Source organism: Hymenobacter antarcticus, from assembly GCF_039539545.1.
In the GTDB taxonomy this organism is placed as follows: Bacteria; Bacteroidota; Bacteroidia; order Cytophagales; family Hymenobacteraceae; genus Hymenobacter; species Hymenobacter antarcticus.
On record NZ_BAABDI010000018.1, the window covers coordinates 53430 to 67442 of the forward strand.

Annotated in this window: 19 protein-coding genes; 12 read left to right on the forward strand and 7 right to left on the reverse strand. The window is 61.5% G+C overall.

Annotated features, from left to right (window positions below):
* Positions 1-229: 229 nt before the first annotated feature.
* The 3 genes from ABD819_RS13365 to ABD819_RS13375 form a co-directional block, all read right to left on the reverse strand.
* On the reverse strand, positions 230-871 hold the full coding sequence (locus ABD819_RS13365; RefSeq protein ID WP_345125134.1) for a hypothetical protein: 642 nt from the start codon (positions 869-871) through the stop codon (positions 230-232).
* A 373-nt stretch (positions 872-1244) separates the two neighbouring features.
* A complete protein-coding gene (locus ABD819_RS13370) occupies positions 1245-1862 on the reverse strand; it encodes an IS630 family transposase (RefSeq protein WP_345125138.1) in 618 nt (205 codons plus the stop codon).
* A complete protein-coding gene (locus tag ABD819_RS13375) occupies positions 1805-2194 on the reverse strand; it encodes a hypothetical protein (RefSeq protein WP_345125140.1) in 390 nt (129 codons plus the stop codon). Before ABD819_RS13375 ends, ABD819_RS13370 begins: the two co-directional genes overlap by 58 nt.
* Before the next feature lie 382 nt (positions 2195-2576).
* Here ABD819_RS13375 and ABD819_RS13380 point away from each other — a divergent pair, with 382 nt between their 5' ends.
* The 12 genes from ABD819_RS13380 to ABD819_RS13435 all read left to right on the forward strand — a co-directional run bounded on the left by ABD819_RS13380 (position 2577) and on the right by ABD819_RS13435 (position 10317).
* A complete protein-coding gene (locus tag ABD819_RS13380; protein ID WP_345125143.1) occupies positions 2577-3194 on the forward strand; it encodes a DUF3846 domain-containing protein in 618 nt (205 codons plus the stop codon).
* Positions 3195-3310: 116 nt separating this feature from the next.
* On the forward strand, positions 3311-3583 hold the full coding sequence (locus ABD819_RS13385) for a hypothetical protein (RefSeq protein WP_345125145.1): 273 nt from the start codon (positions 3311-3313) through the stop codon (positions 3581-3583).
* 40 nt (positions 3584-3623) lie between these two features.
* Complete coding sequence (locus ABD819_RS13390) at positions 3624-3977, forward strand: hypothetical protein (protein ID WP_345125147.1); 354 nt, start codon at positions 3624-3626, stop codon at positions 3975-3977.
* Between the two features lie 108 nt (positions 3978-4085).
* Positions 4086-4442, forward strand: a complete 357-nt coding sequence (locus tag ABD819_RS13395) for a hypothetical protein (protein ID WP_345125148.1) — start codon at positions 4086-4088, stop codon at positions 4440-4442.
* Positions 4443-4864: 422 nt separating this feature from the next.
* Positions 4865-5149, forward strand: a complete 285-nt coding sequence (locus ABD819_RS13400) for a hypothetical protein (protein ID WP_345125150.1) — start codon at positions 4865-4867, stop codon at positions 5147-5149.
* A gap of 18 nt (positions 5150-5167) precedes the next feature.
* The gene (locus tag ABD819_RS13405; protein WP_345125153.1) at positions 5168-5557 is read left to right on the forward strand and encodes a hypothetical protein; all 390 of its coding nucleotides are present in this window, start codon (positions 5168-5170) and stop codon (positions 5555-5557) included.
* A 156-nt stretch (positions 5558-5713) separates the two neighbouring features.
* The gene (locus ABD819_RS13410; RefSeq protein ID WP_345125154.1) at positions 5714-5851 is read left to right on the forward strand and encodes a hypothetical protein; all 138 of its coding nucleotides are present in this window, start codon (positions 5714-5716) and stop codon (positions 5849-5851) included.
* Positions 5852-5895: 44 nt separating this feature from the next.
* Positions 5896-6297, forward strand: coding sequence for a hypothetical protein (locus ABD819_RS13415; RefSeq protein ID WP_345125155.1), 402 nt, complete (start codon positions 5896-5898; stop codon positions 6295-6297).
* Between the two features lie 51 nt (positions 6298-6348).
* On the forward strand, positions 6349-6963 hold the full coding sequence (locus ABD819_RS13420) for a hypothetical protein (protein ID WP_345125157.1): 615 nt from the start codon (positions 6349-6351) through the stop codon (positions 6961-6963).
* 60 nt (positions 6964-7023) lie between these two features.
* Entirely contained in the window at positions 7024-7341 is a 318-nt protein-coding gene (locus tag ABD819_RS13425) for a hypothetical protein (protein ID WP_345125160.1), read from the forward strand.
* A 153-nt stretch (positions 7342-7494) separates the two neighbouring features.
* A complete protein-coding gene (locus tag ABD819_RS13430) occupies positions 7495-9285 on the forward strand; it encodes a DUF885 domain-containing protein (RefSeq protein WP_345125162.1) in 1791 nt (596 codons plus the stop codon).
* 423 nt (positions 9286-9708) lie between these two features.
* Positions 9709-10317 carry a thiamine phosphate synthase gene (locus ABD819_RS13435; RefSeq protein WP_345125164.1) on the forward strand — a complete coding sequence of 203 codons (609 nt, stop codon included), beginning with the start codon at positions 9709-9711 and terminating at the stop codon, positions 10315-10317.
* Here ABD819_RS13435 and moeB read toward each other — a convergent pair.
* The 4 genes from moeB to ABD819_RS13455 all read right to left on the reverse strand — a co-directional run bounded on the left by moeB (position 10303) and on the right by ABD819_RS13455 (position 14013).
* Positions 10303-11430 carry a molybdopterin-synthase adenylyltransferase MoeB gene (gene moeB / locus ABD819_RS13440; RefSeq protein WP_345125166.1) on the reverse strand — a complete coding sequence of 376 codons (1128 nt, stop codon included), beginning with the start codon at positions 11428-11430 and terminating at the stop codon, positions 10303-10305. The two genes, ABD819_RS13435 and moeB, sit on opposite strands and share 15 nt — an antisense overlap.
* A complete protein-coding gene (thiH, locus tag ABD819_RS13445; RefSeq protein WP_345125167.1) occupies positions 11397-12518 on the reverse strand; it encodes a 2-iminoacetate synthase ThiH in 1122 nt (373 codons plus the stop codon). Before thiH ends, moeB begins: the two co-directional genes overlap by 34 nt.
* A gap of 79 nt (positions 12519-12597) precedes the next feature.
* Positions 12598-13380 carry a thiazole synthase gene (locus ABD819_RS13450; RefSeq protein ID WP_345125169.1) on the reverse strand — a complete coding sequence of 261 codons (783 nt, stop codon included), beginning with the start codon at positions 13378-13380 and terminating at the stop codon, positions 12598-12600.
* Positions 13381-13389: 9 nt separating this feature from the next.
* A complete protein-coding gene (locus tag ABD819_RS13455; protein ID WP_345125171.1) occupies positions 13390-14013 on the reverse strand; it encodes a thiamine phosphate synthase in 624 nt (207 codons plus the stop codon).

The window sequence follows — 14013 nt, forward strand, 5'->3', positions numbered from 1 at the left end:
AGCTACAAACTATTCTCTATTTGCAGGAGGGTGACGTGTCGACTCTTATCCAACTGATGGCAGCCAACTCGGCAAGAATTAGCAAGTGGAACGAAAGGAAACATGGTACTAGACCACGTCTTACCGCACGGCAGCAGAGCAGTCTCTGCTACTGGTCCAATCAGTTTAGCCAAACGGTGGGCCCGTAAACGCGCTCGGTTCAGAATTACGAGCGAATAAAAAAGGGTGCTTACCGTACCCGACGCCCAATAAATTCGCGGTCGACGTATGCCGGTTGGCCGGGGGTGACCTGTTCGCGGTAGCGGATGCGCAGAATGTTGCGGTCGGTCGAATCGACCGCCGCCGCGCCGTAAACGCCGTGGCACTGCGCGTCGCCCCGGGTTTGGTTGAACACCAGGGCGCGGTAGCCCGGAATGACGTTCATGTCCAAGCCCGGGCACCCTTTGTTCAGGTTGTAGACGTTCAGCACGTAATTGCTCGTGTCGCTCGGCGTGAGCGGGACCAACCGAGTGAAGATGCGCACGGTGAACGTATCGAGCGGCGCGGCCGTCGTAGCGCCGGCAAAGCGCCCCTCCACGGCCGCGTGGGGGTGCCGGTAGTTAAACGGCACTACCGTCAGGAGCTGCGTTAGGGTGTCTACCCCCCGGTCCCCCGGGCGGCAGGCGTCGACGGGACGCGTGCCCACTAAGCGGATGCGCACGGTGCCCACGGCGGTGGGAAAATTCAGCTTGAAGGGGTTGGTGGTGTACGTCCGCGGGTCGCTGCCTACTTGCCACACCACCGAGCGGTATACGGGCGGGGCCAGCAGGCGCACGGTGCCCATGAGGCCGCCGGCGAAGATGGTGTCGCTGGAAAAGTACCGGGTGTCCACTTCATTGGCTACCGTGAAGTAATACTTGGCACTCGCCGGCAGTGTGCAGGGGTCTACCCCCGGTTTGGGGAGGGATTGGGGGGGGTAAGTCGCCCTGACAAGACGGGAGCCCCGCACCCAGAAGCAACACCAAAGCCGGAAACCAAATAACTTTCATGGTAGAGGAAAAAGGGCAGTAACAGGTATTCACGCCGCAAAGAAAGTGGAAAAGCCAAGTGTGGAATATCCTGGCTAAAAAAACCATCAAGTTCACTCAAACGGTGATTTGAATAAGCCGAGAAGGCCCTTTTATATACTGTAACTGGTCGTCGGCTGCAACACGTAAAATCACGGCTTCAAAGGTCGTTTCCTGAGCCTTAGGGCGTTTTCGGGGTTACTGTACATGATATCCGCAATGGTCAAACCAGTTTTTCGCATCCTGTTCGGTTATCCACGCGGCAGCTGCTTCAATGGCCTGCTCCAGCAAGTCGGGGGTGCGTGCCTGGGCCGTGCGCAGCCACGTCTTGAGTTTGCTGAAAGCCAACTCAATGGGGTTGAAATCCGGCGAATAAGGCGGCAGGTAGCGCAGGCGGGCTCCATATTTTCGCACGATGTCTTGCAGGCCCTCCACCTTGTGCACCGACAAGTTGTCGAGGACCACGACATCGCCCGGCCGCAGGGTGGGGCCCAGCACTTGGTCGAGGTAGACGGCAAACACGTCGCCGTTGACGGCCCCATTCACGCTGAGCAAGGCCCCAAGCCCGTCCGGGGTCAGGGCGGCGATAAGCGTCACGTTTGGGCCGCCGTGCAGCGGCACGGCTTGGTCCAGGCGCTGACCGGCCGGGGCGCGGCCGTAGCGGCGGCAATACGTCAGGTTGGTGCTGGTCTCGTCCACGAAGACGAACCGGGTAAAATCTTCTTCCTGAACATCTTCCACAAACAAGCGGCGCAAGGCTAGGACGCGTTCGGTGTCGCGTTCGGTGGCGTGCGTGCCTTTTTTTTGCGGCCCCAACCCAGGCGTTCCACCGCCTGCCAGACGGCCGTGCGTTGCAACGCGGGGCCACCGGCCGCCACCAGGGCCGTGCCCAGTTCGGCCAGCGTAGCATCGGGCTGCGCCTGGAGACAGGCGCGCAGCAACGCGTCGCCCGCCGCGTCCAGGCGCGGCGCGGGGCCGGGGTGGCGGGGCAGCTCGGCCACCGAGCCGCTCGTGCGTTGGCGGCGCAACAGCTTGTCAGTAAACGACAACGAAACGGCGAAACGCGCGGCTACCTGGCAGATTTTGGCACCTGGTTCGGCGCAGGCGGCGGCTACGCGCTCCCGTAAATCCTGTGAATACGCTTGCATCTCCGAAGTTACAACTAAATCATGTACACTAAATCCGAAACTGCTCTAACGTGCTATATTTTCCGTTTTCTGAGAGGACTCCAAAATGGGCGGTCGGGGAAAAGTGGGGCCGGTGCCGGCGCTACCTTTAACCCAGCAGCTACGCGGTGGGCGTCCTTGAAAGAGGCCAGCGCCGACTTACGGGTAGAAGTTAGAGGGAGGGCAGCGTGAAAGAACTGCCCTCCCTTGTCTATTCCAGCCCCGCCCTACCCACAACGGCAGGGATTTTTTATACCCGTATAACAGTAATTAATACATAATATAATTGTATAAAATGCAACTAAAGAAAGTCCAAAGTCGTTTACTAAGAAGAAGCAACCAACACTCTAATAGCTTTTTAGTAATGGAAAACGCCACGCAAATCCCCTCCTCGACACTGACGGCCGCCGCGCCGTTGTTGTTCAGCTTACACAGCAGCCAAATTCAAGTTGGCCCCCAGCCCGCTTGGAAGGCATTGCCCCCTCGTCTGTTTGTGCAGGTGCAGCCCGAGCAGCCGCCGCGCATTGTGGCCTTGTGCGGGACCACGGGCAAGCGGTTTGTTACTCATGCCTATGAGCACGGCCCTTTCAAGTTGGAGAACGGGCAGCAGGTGGCCAGCGTGGGCGCACTCGCTGACTACTTCGCCGGCCAGCACCGGGCGATGTTCCCGGCCGAGGGCGGGGCGATGCTGCTAGGCGTTGATGGGAGCACCCAGGAAATCCGGCCCAGCAAGGGCAAGCGCTTTAAGCTCGACCAGATGTACGAGGCGCTGAATTGTGATTTCATCGACGTTCACCGCCCCCAGCACGGCCCGTACCAGGAATGGATTTTGGTTTTTGATGACGAAGGCAAGTTCAAGGAACGGCCCATCAACCCGCTGGCTACGGCCCTTTGGTACGAGAGCTACCCGCTCGACCAGTATTTCCCCGTCGATGTGGTAGCCGGGCCGGTGCTGCTGATGAAGTCCCGGATGATGAAGTAATGCCCGCAACGTCCCGGTTGGCCCAGCGCCAGCCGGGACGTTTGGCATACGCACAACCCGCGCAGTATTATTGTAGTAAGCACAAACACGTTTTGCATATTTTGCAAAGTAAGGATATGGCCCTTTCCTTTCCAACCGCCCCCCTTGTTGCCGGCCGGCCGACGCTGAGCGCCGCCAGGGCCAGGCTTGCCGACGTGCTGAATCATCCCGCCTTTGCCGCCGAGCGCCGGCACAAGGCCGGGGAGCTGATGGGCACTGCCACCGACCCGCAGCAGGTGAGCCGTTGGGCGGCACTGGCCCTGCGCGAAAGCGAACAGTGGGAAAATGCCACGCTGGCCCGCGAAGAGGCCCAGCCCGGCCCGCCCGCGCATCCTGCCTACCCTCACTAACGCCCGCGCCCTTTCTTTCCTGCTGCCAATCCCTTTTTCTATGGAAACCCCGCTTGACATGCCCGGCACCCAGCAGGTCCGGCCGTTTCACTTTTTCGATGCCCAGCACCATCCCACCCGGTGCGACCTGGTCGTACACCTGGCCCACGGGTGGGCCATTGCCACCGAGCTACCGCAGTCCGGCCACGCCGGCATCAACCAGTGCCCCCACACCCTAGCGGCCAAGATTTGCGGCGAGTACGACGTTGACCCGGCCGCGCTGGTTCTGCTGGTGCGTTATGCGTACCCCGACGCCGACAGTTATTTTGTGGTGCACTTCATCCAGGGCGACCGGGATTTGTTCAATGGTTTCACCTTCTTTGGCCCCAGCCGCGAACCGCTCGACCCCGACTAGGCAGCCGAGCTGATGGCCCAGCTCACGGCCGGCGAGGAACCCCGCGCCACGTTCCGGGCCGTGCAGACACCCGTTCTCCCCCACCGCAGCAAAAAATAACCCCTCCCCATGACCGAACACGCCATTTCCATTCAGCCCCAGCCCTCAACCGTCACGGCCAGCACCCTAGCGGAGCTGCTGAAACAGACGGGCACTAACACGTTGCAGTTTACCGAGGCGTTGGGCATTAACTACCGCACGGCCCAGCGCCGCATCAAAGAGCCGGAAACCATGACCCTTTCGGAGCTTTGGGGGTTATCGGCGTTGTTGAGGGTGAGCGAGGACCAGTTAGTAAAACTCATTCGGGACGAGGTGATGAACCGCCCTGCGCCATCCGAACCAGTCCCGGCCGCACCCGCAGAAAAAAAAGCTCCAGCCCCAAAACAACCGGGCCAGCCGTCAGATAAAAAATTCGGGAAGGCATGAAGCTACTTGTAGCCCGACGTGGGCGTGTCCCTTTGGGCCAGGCTATTCAGGGCTACGGCCGCGCCTCCGGTCCTACGGACTGAACCCTTTCTATCCTTCACGCGAAAAAACGCCCGCACGTAGCCCCGGCTGATTACTTCCCGAGGCGGCGTAGCGCATTACTGCTGAATTCGCGCCTGCTGGTTGCTTCTACTACAGCAATACTACCCGCCCCCGACGACTCAGACAGGAAGGGGCAGTAGGGGAAAAAAAGCCAGCAGCCACCATCACGCCCATCAACCGCAAGGCCCATCCCATCCAGGACGGGCCTTTTTTGGTTGTTTACATATACATAAAATACATAAAATAATTGTATAAAATGCAACAAATGGGGTCGAAATACGTTTAACAAGTATAAGAAACAACAAGAATAACAGCGTTTTATGTGCGATTTTGTCAACTTCCGCAATAAGGCCCGCGAGGCATTTTCTACTCTTATCGTTTCGGTTTTGATGTTCGAGAAGGGCAGCGGCCGAGGCGGGGAAGTGACTTACTACCGCGTGAAGGTTGCCGGCCCGGCCATTGGTCCCGACCCGCTGAGCGCCACGGCCGCGAGTGCCCAGGATGCCATCGACGCGCTGATACGCCAGGTAGGCGAGGCCCGCCGTCAGGTGAGCGAGGCCCGCCAGCAGCAGCAGCTAAGCCGCCGCGCCCTTGCCTACGCTTAGGCCTCAAACCGTCCCGCCATGCCCGCCCCCCGCCCCCTCACCATCGACTTAGAAGGCCATCAGGTGAAGGTGTACCGCAACCTGAAAAACGGCCTGTTTTCGGTGCAGTACGGCGGGCTAGTACTGGCCCACCTTGCCACGGTGCAGCTTCGCGGCGTCAGCTTCAAAGTGTCTGAGAGCGGCCGGCAGCGGGTGCTTACCCAGCGTCAGAAGAACGTCCACGCCTACGCCATCGGCACCTTTACCACGGCCGCGCAGCCCACGGCCACCGAGCTGATTTGCTACGACCCGTACCACGCCGGCCACTTCTTCCGGGTGCAGGACCACGAACCCATACACCACGCCGCAGCGGTGGTGCTGAGCCAGGGCAAAGCCTACGCATCGGCCCAATCCGGCCTCCTATTCTGAAAAGGGGGCAGTAGGGAAAAAAAGGGCCAACCAACAACAAAGCGGACAGATTATTTTTGTATAAATAACTAACAATAATTGTATAAAGTGCAACTAAGTAGGGCCGTTCTACGTTTAAGAAGTATAAGCAACGAACAAAAAACCAGCCCCTTAGCCATGTTTTACGACGCTTTTGAACTTGCCCCCGGAGAAGTTGCCGCCGACCGTTACGACCCCGCCGACGACCAGCCGCAGCAGTCCCCCAGCCCCGCCGCCGCCGAGCTGACCGAGTGGGACTTGAACCCCTGGTTTTAGGCAACTATTTCTCCCTTCTCATTTCCTCCCCAACCGCCCCGATTATGAAAGCTATCCGCACCACCCGCCCCGCCCGCCGCATCCCCGCCGCCCGTCTGGTAATCGTTCGCGCCGCCCACGCCGCCAAGAAAGCCGCCCAGCAGCAGGCCCGCGAGGACAAAGCGCAGCAGCTTCTTACCCCCACCCCGGCCTTTACCGCAGCGCCCCGGCTTACAGCTTTGCCCGGTGGCCTCTATTGGTCGGGCAAGCAGCCGGTGCCCGCGATTGGGGCCACGGTGCAGCGGCGCGACGAGCACCCCGGCGCAGTAAAGGTGCTGGCCTATTGCCACGCGGACGGTTTTCTAGGACTGGTGACCGAGCCGGAGCAGCCCGCCAAGCGCACCGGCCGCAAGGTTCACCCCCGCGCTCATTGTGTCTTCTCCCATCAGTTAGCCCAGGCCGCTTAGCGCCGGTACCAGGAGCCGCTTTATTCCACTACTCACTTACCCGCCCCCGCCATGATGATTACCCCCGCCCCCGCCCCGAAGCAGCCCGAAATTTGCCCCTCGCAGTGGCTCAATTCCGTGACCCCTTGCCCGCAGTGGATAGGCTACCCCACCCGGCTTAGCTTGCCCATCGACCTGATTTGGTCGGCTGATTTTGCGGTGCCCGAAATTGGTTCTCGCGTTCATATCTACATGAACGGCTTTGGCCCGGCCGAGGTGAAAGCCTATTTCCACGCGGACGGGTATTTGGGCGTTATCTGCCAGCCCGACGAAATGCCGGACTGGTACAAAAAACAGGCCCCAGGTATTACGCTAGGCTATTTCTTCGGCCGCGAGTTGGAGCCGCGCAAGCCCACGCCGGCACCAGCCGCCGCAGCAGCGGTGCCGGAGGAGAACGAGTTGGGCCGCTGGTCGGACCAACTCGACGCCGCGCACGAGGCCAACGGCAACAACCCGGCTATCAATCGGCCGGACGACTGGATACCCGAATACGCCGACGATAACCAGGACCACGAGGAATACCCGGAGCACCCCGGCGACGAGCAGCACGACTACCCGGAGGACGACTACCAGGACGCCGAAGCCGAGGCGCTAGGCGACCTCCATAATAGCCAGTTCGAGGACTAAGCCCACCGGCCGGGCCTGACCAGACCGGCCGCTTTTGCCCCACCCCTTAATCAGTACCCCATGTTACCCAACCTCCCCGCCATTGAAACCCGCGCCGGCCGTATTGCCATCGGTGCCGAAGTGAAAAGCACCCGCTACCCCGTGCCGGGCCTCGTAACCGCCATCATTTGGGCCGGCTACTTCTATGCCATCCAGGTAAACAACCGCCACAGCGACGACGCGGCCCATTACAAGCTGCTTTCCGCGCCGACCTACCAGGGCTTCAATTATGGAGAGCATCAAAAAGTGTGGGGCAGTCGGGCAATATTCAAGGCAGGAGGGAGAGGGGCGGCCAATTTGCTCATCGCTTTTACCAAAAAGTTTAACTCCGGAAGGTAAGCTGATTGACGGTTGACCACCACTGCCCCACACTTTTTGATGCTCTCGCAGCTTCGGCCTTGGTTAAAAGTTTGGTACAAAAGTTAAACGAGAATGGAAGACCGTATTGGTGTGACGTGGTCGAATACAAACGCCATCAGCCTACCTTTCCGGATGCGAATCCCCTTCCGTCTTCTCCGCTACGGCCTGAGCACCGTCGTGTGCGGGCTGCTGGCCCTGTCGGCCACCGGCCATGCACTGGCGACTGCCGCGCCTAGTCCCGATGCCCGGTTCGACGCCTATAAGAATCAGTTCCTGCTGGCCCTGTGGCGCCTGGAGCCCGAATTGGCGGCTCGAAAAGGCTACCACAAGTACGACTCGCTGCTGGTGATTCCCGATGCGGCCCAGCGGCTGCGCGACGATAAGTTTGCCCAAGCCAACCTGGCCACACTGGGTTCCTTTCGGGTCGGTAGTCTCTCGCCGGCCAACCAGCTCGACCTGCGCCTGCTGCGCAACGAGCTGCGCGCCCGGCGATGGGCCGCCGACACGCTGCGCGAGTGGCAGTGGAACCCGGCCAGCTACAACCTGGGCGCCGCCGTGGCCCCCCTACTCAACGGCCGCTACTACCGCCTGGACCGCCGCCTGCGCAACATTTCCGATAAAATCAGTCATGCGGCCGCGTACTACGCCGCGGCCCGCGCCAACATCAGTACGCCCACCAAAGAGCACACTGAGCTGGCCATAAAACAGCTGGCCGGCGGGCTGGCGGTGCTGGGCCCGGCTCTGGCCGACTCGGTGCGCAAGTCGGGCCTGAGCGCGGCCGAAAAGCAGACGTTCACGGCCCGCATTGCTGCCACTCGCCAAGCCATGCAGGGCTACGTGGACTTTTTGAAAACCGACGTGCTGGCGGCGGGCAAGTTTCGCTCGTTCCGCATTGGCAAGGCCCTGTTCGACCAGAAGTTTGCCTACACCATGCAGTCGCGGTTTACCGCCGACGAGGTGTACCAGCAGGCCCTGAAGCACAAGACGGCGCTGCTGCACGACATGGGCCGCCGGGCTGCCCGGCTTCACCCCAAATACCTGCCCGGCCAGCCCGCACCGGCCGACACGCTGACCCTGATTGCGGCGGTCATCGACCAGCTCAGTCGGAAGCACGCCACCCGCGAGGGCGTAGCCGACGCCGTACGGGCCCAGATTCCGGCGCTGGTAGCCTTTGTGAACGAGAAAAACCTGCTGACCCAGGACCCCAGCAAGCCGCTGGTGGTGCGCGAAACGCCGCCGTACATGCGCGGCAGAGGGACGGCCGCGAGCGTGGAGTCGCCCGGCCCCTACGACCGCAGCGCCGACACCTACTACAACGTGGAGCCTATTCCAGCCGAGTGGACGCCGGGCCAGGCCGAAAGCTACCTGCGCGAATACAACGACTACACCCTGCAAATCCTCAACATCCACGAAGCCATTCCGGGCCACTATACCCAGCGCATGTACGCCAACCGCGCGCCGTCGCTGGTGAAAAGCCTTTTTGGCAACGTCGCCATGGTAGAGGGCTGGGGGGTGTACGCCGAGCGCATGATGTTGGAAAACGGCTATGGTAGCAACTCCGACGAAATCTGGTTAATGTGGGACAAGTGGAACCTACGCGTGACCTTAAACACCTTGCTCGACCGCGGCATTCAGGCGAACAACTTGAACGAAGCCGACGGGGTGGCCATGCTGCGCCGCGAAGGGTTTCAAGAAGAAGTGGAAGCCCGCAACAAGTGGCTGCGCGCCACGCTCACCTCCGGGCAGCTTAGCGCATACTTCGCGGGATATATGGAAATTGTGGCCTTGCGGGAAGCCATAATGCGCAAACAGGGTTCTGCTTTCGGCCTCAAAGGTTTTCACGAGCAGTTTTTGAGCTACGGCAGCGCCCCTGTGAAGTACATAGGCGAACTGATGCTATCCCCGGTTGGACTACGGCCTTAAACGCCTGATAGCCTATCTCGGTGGGCATACCACCAGTTGGTGACGCAATGGCGGGACCAGAAAGGTACACCTTGCCGGCCCCAGCCAGCAGGTGGCGGTTGACTAGTTTTGAATGGGACCAGAAAGTGGAGCCTCGACGTATCCTGCTGGCCCCACCTTGTTGACCCGTTCGGTACCCTCGTCGATTCTGCATATAGCAGGGCCAACTACTAACACTTCGACCTACGTTGAATAGATGACGGCACGCTGAAGAGTTGGCCGTTGCGTCATTGTCAAGGAAAGTTCGACTTCTCCGATAAACCATGGAAACCCCCGCTAATTTGACGCAGAGGGCTTATCCATCGTCCAATGGAAGCTGATTTCCAGCCCGCCGTTTTACTTTTGGACCAAACTTTTAACCAAGGCCAGTACTTTGGGTTTGCTATGAAACTGTTCCTTATTTCACCACCCGCGGCCGTGGCTGACGAGACGGAATTGGTCGGGGAAATGCTGGCTGCGGGGCTGGCCCGGTTCCACCTGCGCAAGCCGGCGTGGGAGCCGGCGGCAATAGCCGACTACCTGGCCCGTCTACCAGTCCGGCACCTCACGCGCGTGGTGGTTCACGGGCAGCCCTCGCTGGTCCGGGAATTTCGGTTGGGTGGGCTGCACTTAACCGCCGCAGCCCGCGCGGCTTGCCGCCGGCGCCCCCTGCTGCTACCCGGCCAAACCTTGTCTACCTCTTTTCACCACCTGGCCGAGCTGCGGGAACACCGGCGGCACTACGACTACGTCTTTCTGAGCCCTATTTTCGACAGTCTGAGCAAGCTGAATTATCCCGCTGCTTTCACTATAGAAGCCCTGACAAAAGCGCTGGCGGCCCTGCGTGGCCGTGCCGGGTACGGGCCGCAGGTAATGGCCCTGGGGGGCATCGATGAGCACCGGCTGGCGGCCGTGCGCCAAGCTGGTTTTGCGGGGGCCGCCGTGCTGGGTTCCGTGTGGCAAAGTGCCGACCCGGTGGCGGCAGTTGGCCGGCTGCAATCAATAGTCGGCTAACCCATTGCGGAGCGAATACACTTCGTCAAACCCCTGCGCGAGCAGCAGCTGAGCGGCCCGCTGGCTACGCCCGCCGCTGGCGCAGTGCACCACCACCGGCAAGTCGGTGGGGAGGAGATGGTGTTGGTCGGCCAGTTGGCCCAAGGGTATCGGAAGGCCCCCGATGTTGCGCCGGGCGTGTTCGTGCGGCTCGCGCACATCGAGCAGCACAAACGGGCGGTTGTCCGATTGCCATTTTTTCAGCTCCCCGGCGCTGATTTCGGGCGCGCGCACCGGGGCAGCTGGCAGCGGCGGTGCGCCGCAGAAAGCAGGGTAGTCGGGGGCCAGCGCGGTGAGCTGCTGGTTGGCCGCCACGGCCCGGAAGTGAATGGTCTGGAAGCGCATGCTCAGGGCATCGACCAACAGCAAGCGCCCGGCCAACACGTCGCCCAGTCCCAGAATAATTTTTAGGGCCTCCGCTGCTTGCAAGGTGCCCACCAGGCCCGGCAACACCCCCAATACGCCTATCTCGGCACAGCTCGGCGCGTCGCCGGGCCCGGGCGGCGTCGGGTACAGGCAGCGGTAGGTGGGGCCGTGTTGGTAATGGAACACCGATACCTGGCCCTCGAATTTAAAAATAGCCCCGAACACCAACGGCTTGCCCAGGAGTAGGCAGGCGTCGTTCACGAGGTAACGGGTGGCGAAATTATCGGAGCAATCCACGACGAGGTCGTAGCCGGCGAACAGCACCAGCGCATTGGCGGCGGAAAGCAGCGCCTGGTGGATGTTCAAGGCAATGAATGGATTTTGCGCGGCCAGCTTCTCGCCGGCCACCACGGCTTTGGGCCGGCCCACGTCGGCGGTGGCGTAGAGCACCTGACGCTGCAGGTTGCTGTCGTCCACGGTATCAAAATCGAGCAAGCCGAGGGTGCCCACGCCCGCGGCGGCCAGGTATTGCAGGACCGGGCAACCCAGGCCGCCACAGCCCACGACCAGCACCCGGGCGGCTTTCAGCTTTTGCTGGCCGGCCGTGCCAATTTCAGGCAGCCGCAGGTGGCGACTGTAGCGCGTGGTTTCGGCGGCCGAAAGCGGCGCGGCGCTCACCGGGCCAGGGCGGTGAGGGTGGCGTCCCAATCTTTCCACACGGGTTCGTAGCCCTGGCGGCGCAGCATGGCCGCCACCTCGGCCGGACTGCGCTCGTCCGAAATTTCGAACTGCTCCAGCGACTCCGGCGCCACCGCGTAGCCGCCGGGGTTGGTTTTGGAGCCCGCGCTGAGGCTGGTGATGCCCAGCTTCACCACGTGGTCGCGAAAGGCGGGGCTTTCGCGGGTTGAAATTGACAGCTCGACTTCTTCGTTCAGCAGGCGATAGGCGCAAATCAGTTGCACCAGCTCCCGGTCGCTCATCTCCACTTTGGGTTGCAAAAGCCCTTCGGCGGGCCGCAGCCGCGGGAAGGACAGGCTGAACTTGGTCTGCCAGTAGGTGCGTTCCAGGTAGTCAAGGTGCAGCGCGGTGTAAAAGGAATCGGTGCGCCAGTCCTCCAGCCCGATGAGCACGCCGAGGCCCATTTTGTGGATGCCGGCCCGGCCCAGCCGGTCCGGCGTATCCAGGCGGTAGTGGAAATTCGATTTCTTGCCCTTCGGATGGTGCTTTTTGTAGTCGTCCTGGTGGTACGTTTCCTGGTACACCAGCACGGTATTCAGGCCCTCGGGAATGAGGCGTTCGTAGTCGGCCTGGTCCAGCGGCTGTACTTCAATGGAGAGGTGCGCGAAGTGCGGCCGCAGCGTACGCAGCGCTTTTTCCAGGTACTCCACGCCCACCGTTTGGTTGGCCTCACCGGTCACCAGCAGCACGTGGTCGTAGCCCCACTCCTTGAGCACGGCGGCTTCCTGCAGCATCTCGACGCTGCTCAGGGTGCGGCGGGCAATTTTATTGTCTAAGCTAAAGCCGCAGTAGGTGCAGATATTCTGGCACTCGTTCGATAAATAAAGCGGCACGTACAGCTGCACCGTGTTGCCGAACCGCTGGCGCGTGAGCTGGTGGCTGCGTTGGGCCATCTGCTCCAGGTACGGCCCGGCGGCGGGTGAAATCAGGGCCTTGAAATCCTCCAGGGTGCGGCGCGGCGCGGCCAGCGCCTGCTCCACGTCGGCCGCCGTTTTGGCGTAGATGCTGGCCTTCACGGCGTCCCAGGGGAGGGCTTCAAAAACGGGTTGGAAGCTCATTTTTTTTAGTGATTAATGGTCAATGATTGATGATTAATGAGCGAGTTCTATTTATTAACCGCTGACCATTAATCATTACCTACCTATCCAGAAATGCGGTGAGCGGTGAGCTGGCCACTGCTTCGCGGTGTAGCACCGGCCCGGCCAGCCGGGCTTCGTAGGCCATGCGCCCAGCTTCCACCGCCATTTTGAAAGCGGTGCCCATTGCCACCGGATTGCCCGCTACGGCAATGGCCGTGTTCACCAACACGGCGGCGGCCCCCATTTCCAGGGCCGCCGCCGCGTGCGAGGGCGCGCCAATACCGGCATCGACCACCACCGGCACTTTGCTCTGAGCGATGATGATTTCCAGAAATTCCCGCGTCAGCAAGCCTTTGTTCGAGCCGATGGGTGCGCCCAGGGGCATCACGGCCGCCACGCCCACTTCTTCCAGGCGCTTGCACAGCACCGGGTCGGCGTGGATGTAGGGCAGCACCACGAAACCCAGCCTCACCAGTTCCTCGGCGGCTTTCAGGGTTTCGATGGGGTCGGGCAGCAGGTACTTAGGGTCGGGGTGAATTTCGAGCTTGAGCCAGTTGGTTTCGAGCGCCTCGCGGGCCAATTGGGCGGCAAAAACGGCCTCCTTCGCCGTGCGCACGCCGGAGGTATTGGGCAGCAGCTGAAACTGCGGATGAGCCAGGTGCCGCAAAATGTCGTCCCCGGCATCGGCCACGTTCACCCGCTTCAGGGCCACCGTCACCAGCTCGGAGCCGGAGGCCAGCAGGGCCTCTTCCATCAACGATGACGAGCTGAATTTACCCGTGCCGGTGAACAAGCGTGAGGAGAACGTGCGGTCCGCAATGACCAGTGGTTGAGTTGCCATAGTGTCTGCTTAAACGGCGGTCCCGGCCGCCAATTCGTTCATAAAAAACCGAGCCGCCGCCACTGGATTTTCAGCCTGCCCGATGCTGCCTGACACGGCGATGCCATGCAGGCCAGTAGCCCGCAGCGCCCCTACATCGGCCAATACGATGCCCCCAATGCCGATAATCGGCACCGTCAGGCCCGCGGCCCGGCACTGGTGGAGAATTTCGGCGTAGCCCGCCAGGCCCAGAATCGGGCTGAGTTTTTCCTTGGTGCGAGTGAAGCGAAACGGGCCGAGCCCCACGTAATCGACCCCGGCGGCGACCAGCCGCTGCACGTCGGCAAAGGTGTTAGCCGTGCCGCCGATGATAAACTTCGCCCCCAGCATTTCGCGGGCCTCGGCGGGCGGCATGTCGGCCGCGCCCACGTGCACGCCGTCGGCCCCGATTTCCTGGGCCAGGCGGGGGTTGTCGTTGATGAGCAGCGTGGCCCCGTAGCGGCGGGCTACGGCCTGGGTGTCCAGCGCCAACTGCTTCCACGTAGCGTAGGGCTGGTTTTTCACCCGGAGCTGCACCCAGCGCACGCCCCCCTGGCAGGCCAGCTCGGCCGCGGCGGGATTGGTGGTGATGTAGTGGAGCGTGTTGATTTTCAT

Coding starts and splice junctions, on each gene's coding strand:
- ABD819_RS13420 (WP_345125157.1), top strand. CDS start 6,349: ATGATGATTACCCCCGCCCCCGCCCCGAAGCAGCCCGAAATTTGCCCC.
- ABD819_RS13430 (WP_345125162.1), top strand. CDS start 7,495: ATGCGAATCCCCTTCCGTCTTCTCCGCTACGGCCTGAGCACCGTCGTG.
- ABD819_RS13380 (WP_345125143.1), top strand. CDS start 2,577: ATGGAAAACGCCACGCAAATCCCCTCCTCGACACTGACGGCCGCCGCG.
- ABD819_RS13385 (WP_345125145.1), top strand. CDS start 3,311: ATGGCCCTTTCCTTTCCAACCGCCCCCCTTGTTGCCGGCCGGCCGACG.
- ABD819_RS13390 (WP_345125147.1), top strand. CDS start 3,624: ATGGAAACCCCGCTTGACATGCCCGGCACCCAGCAGGTCCGGCCGTTT.
- ABD819_RS13375 (WP_345125140.1), bottom strand. CDS start 2,194: ATGCAAGCGTATTCACAGGATTTACGGGAGCGCGTAGCCGCCGCCTGC.
- ABD819_RS13450 (WP_345125169.1), bottom strand. CDS start 13,380: ATGGCAACTCAACCACTGGTCATTGCGGACCGCACGTTCTCCTCACGC.
- thiH (WP_345125167.1), bottom strand. CDS start 12,518: ATGAGCTTCCAACCCGTTTTTGAAGCCCTCCCCTGGGACGCCGTGAAG.
- ABD819_RS13425 (WP_345125160.1), top strand. CDS start 7,024: ATGTTACCCAACCTCCCCGCCATTGAAACCCGCGCCGGCCGTATTGCC.
- ABD819_RS13455 (WP_345125171.1), bottom strand. CDS start 14,013: ATGAAAATCAACACGCTCCACTACATCACCACCAATCCCGCCGCGGCC.
- ABD819_RS13405 (WP_345125153.1), top strand. CDS start 5,168: ATGCCCGCCCCCCGCCCCCTCACCATCGACTTAGAAGGCCATCAGGTG.
- ABD819_RS13410 (WP_345125154.1), top strand. CDS start 5,714: ATGTTTTACGACGCTTTTGAACTTGCCCCCGGAGAAGTTGCCGCCGAC.
- ABD819_RS13400 (WP_345125150.1), top strand. CDS start 4,865: ATGTGCGATTTTGTCAACTTCCGCAATAAGGCCCGCGAGGCATTTTCT.
- ABD819_RS13415 (WP_345125155.1), top strand. CDS start 5,896: ATGAAAGCTATCCGCACCACCCGCCCCGCCCGCCGCATCCCCGCCGCC.
- ABD819_RS13395 (WP_345125148.1), top strand. CDS start 4,086: ATGACCGAACACGCCATTTCCATTCAGCCCCAGCCCTCAACCGTCACG.
- ABD819_RS13435 (WP_345125164.1), top strand. CDS start 9,709: ATGAAACTGTTCCTTATTTCACCACCCGCGGCCGTGGCTGACGAGACG.